The sequence below is a fragment of the Streptomyces sp. NPDC058375 genome, assembly GCF_042723425.1.
Classification (GTDB): Bacteria; Actinomycetota; Actinomycetes; order Streptomycetales; family Streptomycetaceae; genus Streptomyces; species Streptomyces durocortorensis.
The window spans coordinates 1-4,832 of record NZ_JBHXJG010000379.1; the positions used below are offsets into that span (position 1 = coordinate 1).

3 protein-coding genes are annotated in these 4,832 nt (G+C 71.2%); 2 read left to right on the plus strand and 1 reads right to left on the minus strand.

The window, feature by feature from the left end:
* Positions 1-385: 385 nt before the first annotated feature.
* A complete protein-coding gene (locus ACFWM7_RS33635) occupies positions 386-1,453 on the plus strand; it encodes a chitinase (RefSeq protein WP_383268126.1) in 1,068 nt (355 codons plus the stop codon).
* A gap of 264 nt (positions 1,454-1,717) precedes the next feature.
* Complete coding sequence (gene pgm / locus ACFWM7_RS33640) at positions 1,718-3,361, plus strand: phosphoglucomutase (alpha-D-glucose-1,6-bisphosphate-dependent) (protein ID WP_383268129.1); 1,644 nt, start codon at positions 1,718-1,720, stop codon at positions 3,359-3,361.
* 27 nt (positions 3,362-3,388) lie between these two features.
* Here the strand turns inward: pgm and rho are convergent, their stop codons facing one another.
* A complete protein-coding gene (rho, locus tag ACFWM7_RS33645) occupies positions 3,389-4,528 on the minus strand; it encodes a transcription termination factor Rho (RefSeq protein WP_383268132.1) in 1,140 nt (379 codons plus the stop codon).
* Positions 4,529-4,832: the final 304 nt, after the last annotated feature.

The following is a 4,832-nucleotide window of genomic DNA, read 5'->3' on the forward strand; positions in this document are numbered from 1 at the left end:
GCTATGGTCGGCTTATCGCATCTCAAGCGGTGCTGCAACCTTTTCAGGGGGCGAACGGGGCGTAGAGCGGTCACATTGTACGGGAATCTCTGAAGGCGCGGGCGAGCGTGGCGTGCCTTTCCGTCCCCGATGCACCGTCACCCGGCAAGGCCCGCCTGACAGGACCGGCAGTCGGCGGGCGGACTGTTCGGTGAGTACGGAACGGAGCCGCTGCCCGCCCCTCCGTCAGGTCACGCGCCGTCACGGAGGCCGCCACCTCGACGATTTGGTCCAGACCTCTTGACCGTAGGTCTGGACCATTCTACGTTTTGGCAGGGTCACGACATGGGCGGAGTCGTGCGAACCTTTCGTGCGGCTGCGGACCCGGGCAGGAAGGACACGCGACATGCGAAGGACATCCCGACTGCTGGGCCTCGGCCTGGCCGCGGCGCTCGTCGTACCGATGCTGGTCGGAGCCGCCCCGCCGAAGACCGTGGAGCCGCGCGCCGCGGCTGCCGAGACCTGCGCGGTGAAGTCGAAGCCCACCGGCAAGGTGCTCCAGGGGTACTGGGAGAACTGGGACGGCGCGGCCAACGGCGTGCATCCGCCGCTCGGCTGGATCCCGATCACCGACTCCCGCATCACCCAGCACGGCTACAACGTCATCAACGCGGCCTTCCCCGTCATCCGCTCGGACGGCACCGTCCTCTGGGAGGACGGCATGGACAGCACCGTCAAGGTCGCCACCCCCGCCGAGATGTGCCAGGCCAAGGCCTCCGGCCTGACCACCCTGATGTCGATCGGCGGAGCCACGGCCGGGATCGACCTCAGCTCCAGCGCGGTGGCGGACCGGTTCGTCGAGACGATGGTCCCGATCCTGAAGAAGTACAACTTCGACGGCATCGACATCGACATCGAGACCGGACTCGTCGGCTCCGGCGACATCAACCAGCTGTCCCCGTCGCAGGCCAACCTCATCCGCATCATCGACGGCGTCCTCGCCGCGATGCCCTCGAACTTCGGCCTCACCATGGCCCCCGAGACGGCGTACGTCACCGGCGGCAGCGTCGTCTACGGATCGATCTGGGGCTCATACCTCCCCATCATCAAGAAGTACGCCGACAACGGCCGCCTGTGGTGGCTGAACATGCAGTACTACAACGGCAGCATGTACGGCTGCTCCGGCGACTCCTACTCCGCCGGCACCGTCGCCGGCTTCACCGCCCAGACCGACTGCCTGAACAACGGGCTCGTCATCCAGGGCACCACCATCAAGGTGCCCTACGACAAACAGGTCCCCGGCCTCCCCGCCCAGGTCGGAGCGGGCGGCGGCCACATGTCCACCGGACTCGTCGCACAGGCCTGGAACCATTACAACGGTTCCCTGAAGGGGCTGATGACCTGGTCGCTGAACTGGGACGGCTCCAAGGGCTGGACCTTCGGCGACAACGTGAAGGCTCTCCAGGGCCGTTGAGCCCCAGCCGTACGGCTCCGCGCCCTCCGGTCCGTACGGCTCCCGAATCTCCGGCCCGCACTGCTCCCGTGTCCCCGGTCCACCGATGACCGGGGGCACGATGCCGCCCCGGCCGGTGAACGACACGAGGAAGGCGTGAACCGGTCGCACGCCAGGGCGGTCGAGAGAGCAGAATCGGGTATGGACCGGGGTGATCGTTTCCCCGGTGCGCCGGGCCCGTCCCCCCGCGGGCCGGCCGACGACGAAGACGTACGAGGAGACCCGATGGTGCACGAACGGGCCGGTCACCCGGCACAGTCCGCAGACCTGGTCGACGTGGCCCGGCTGGTGACGGCCTACTACGCCCTCCACCCCGACCCGGCCGAACCCGCCCAGCGGGTCGCCTTCGGCACCTCCGGCCACCGGGGCTCCGCGTTCGCCGCCGCGTTCAACGAGGACCACATCGCCGCGACCACCCAGGCGATCTGCGACTACCGCGCCCGGCAGGGCACCGACGGGCCCCTCTTCCTCGGCGCGGACACCCACGCGCTCTCCGAGCCCGCCCGGGTGACCGCCCTGGAGGTGCTCGCCGCCAACGGGGCCACCGTCCTCATCGACAGCGAGGACGGTTACACCCCGACCCCGGCCGTTTCGCACGCCATCCTCACGTACAACCAGGGGCGCACCGAGCACCTGGCCGACGGCATCGTGGTCACCCCGTCGCACAACCCGCCCGCCGACGGCGGCTTCAAGTACAACCCGCCGAACGGGGGGCCGGCCGCATCCGACGCCACCTCCTGGATCCAGGACCGGGCGAACGCCCTGATCGAGTCCGGACTCGGGGAGGTCCGCCGGATCCCGTACGCCCGCGCCCTGGCCGCCGACACGACCCGCCGCCACGACTTCCTGACCGCGTACGTCGACGACCTGCCGTCCGTCCTCGACCTCGACGCCGTACGGGACGCGGGGATCCGGATCGGCGCCGACCCGCTCGGCGGCGCGTCCGTCGCCTACTGGGGGCGGATCGCCGAGCGCCACCGGATCGACCTCACCGTCGTCAACCCGCTGGCCGATCCCACCTGGCGGTTCATGACGCTGGACTGGGACGGCAAGATCCGCATGGACTGCTCCTCGCCGCACGCCATGGCCTCGCTCATCGAGCAGCGCGACGCGTACGCCATCTCCACCGGCAACGACGCGGACGCCGACCGGCACGGCATCGTCACGCCCGACGGCGGGCTGATGAACCCCAACCACTACCTCGCCGTCGCCATCGACTACCTCTACACCCACCGCGAGGGCTGGGCCGCCGGGACCGGCATCGGCAAGACCCTGGTCTCCTCGTCCATGATCGACCGGGTCGCCCAGGACCTCGGCCGGACCCTGGTGGAGGTCCCGGTCGGCTTCAAGTGGTTCGTCGACGGCCTCTACGACGGCAGCCTCGGCTTCGGCGGCGAGGAGTCCGCCGGGGCCTCCTTCCTGCGCCGCGACGGCCGGGTCTGGACCACGGACAAGGACGGCATCCTGCTGGCCCTCCTCGCCTCCGAGATCACCGCCGTCACCGGCTCCACGCCCTCCCAGCACTACGGGCAGCTCACCGCCCGCTTCGGCGACCCGGCCTACGCCCGCATCGACGCCCCCGCCACCCGCGAGGAGAAGGCCGTCCTGGCGAAGCTCTCCCCGCAGCAGGTCAAGGCCGACACCCTGGCCGGGGAGCCCGTCACCGCCGTCCTCACCGAGGCCCCCGGCAACGGCGCCCCGATCGGCGGCCTCAAGGTCTGCACCGACAGCGCCTGGTTCGCAGCCCGCCCCTCGGGCACCGAGGACGTCTACAAGGTGTACGCGGAGAGCTTCCAGGGCCCCGGCCACCTCGCCCAGGTCCAGGAGGAGGCCCGGGCGCTGGTCTCCGAAGCGCTGGGCGGAGCATAGGAGCCGGGCCGCCGACCGGGGCCGGGCTCAGGCGCCCGGCACCGTCGGCAGCACCTGCCGCAGGAAGGCCGCGTTGTCCGGGGTGCGCCGGATCCGGTCGAGCAGCACCTGAAGGGCTTCCTGGCCGTCCCGCGTGTTCAGGGCGCGGCGCAGCGCTCGTACGGCAGCCAACTCGCCCGGTGTGAAGAGGAGTTCCTCGCGACGGGTGCCGGAACGGGTGATGTCGACGGCCGGGAAGATCCGGGACTCCGCGGCGGAGCGGTCCAGCCGCAGCTCCATGTTGCCGGTGCCCTTCAGCTCCTCGAAGAAGAAGTCGTCGGCCCGCGAACCCGTCTCCACGAGGGCCGTCGCCAGGATGGTCAGCGAACCGCCCTCCTCGGCACAACGGGCCGCGCCGAACAGCTTCTTGGGGCCGGTGAGCGCCGCAGCGTCGACACCGCCGCTCAGGGTCCGGCCGCCCGCGCGGGCCGCGTTGTTGTGGGCCCGGCACAGCCGGGTGAGGGAGTCCAGCAGGATCACCACGTCGCGGCCCTGCTCGACGAGGCGCCGGCCGCGCTCCACGGCGAGTTCGGCGAGCGCGATGTGCTCCTTGGCGGGCCGGTCGAAGGTCGACGCGTACACCTCGCCGCGTACCGAGCGGCGCATGTCCGTGACCTCCTCGGGCCGTTCGTCGAGGAGGACCACCATCAGATGCGCTTCGGGGTGGTTGGCGGTGACGGCGGCGGCCATCTGCTGGAGCAGCACCGTCTTTCCGGTGCGGGGCGGCGCGACGACGATGCCGCGCTGGCCCTTGCCGACCGGCGAGACGAGGTCGACGACGCGCGGTGCGGGCCCGCCGATCGGGGTCTCCAGCCGCAGCCGCTCGTGCGGGTGGACCGGCGTCAGGTCGTGGAACCGGGCACGGCCCCGCAGGGCCTCCGGCGCGCGTCCGTTCACCCGGTCGGCCGAGGACAGGACGCGCGGCCGGTCGCAGCCGCCCTCGACGGCATCGCCCTTGCGCAGCCCGTGCCGGCGGATCAGGGCGGACGACACCTGGACGTCGTCGGGGGACGGGTGGCCGCCGTGGACACGGAGCACGCCGTGTCCGTTGTCCGTGGTGTCGAGGAGGCCGGCGACCCGGACGGGGCGCTGCTCCCGGGCTACGGGGCGTTCGAGTGTGGTGGTCATGGGAGGGGTCCTTTCGCGGACAGGCGAATGAAGGGACCGGCGTTTCGGAGGTGCGGCGGATCATCACGCCACGCACCCGGGGCACAGAGGCCCTGGGCCGGAGAGACAGCGAAAACGCTGGGAAGGAGCTGGATCGCCGGTCGGAAAGGACGGGCGCGACAGCGGTGGAGAGGAATCAGCACCGGTGCCCGAAGAGGAGGGGCATGCACATGTGCTCATCGCACTGTACCACTATGCGGGCGGCGGGCGGCCGGGTCGGCGGGCGGACCGGCCGGGGCGGGAACAGCGTTGGGCAGCACGGCCA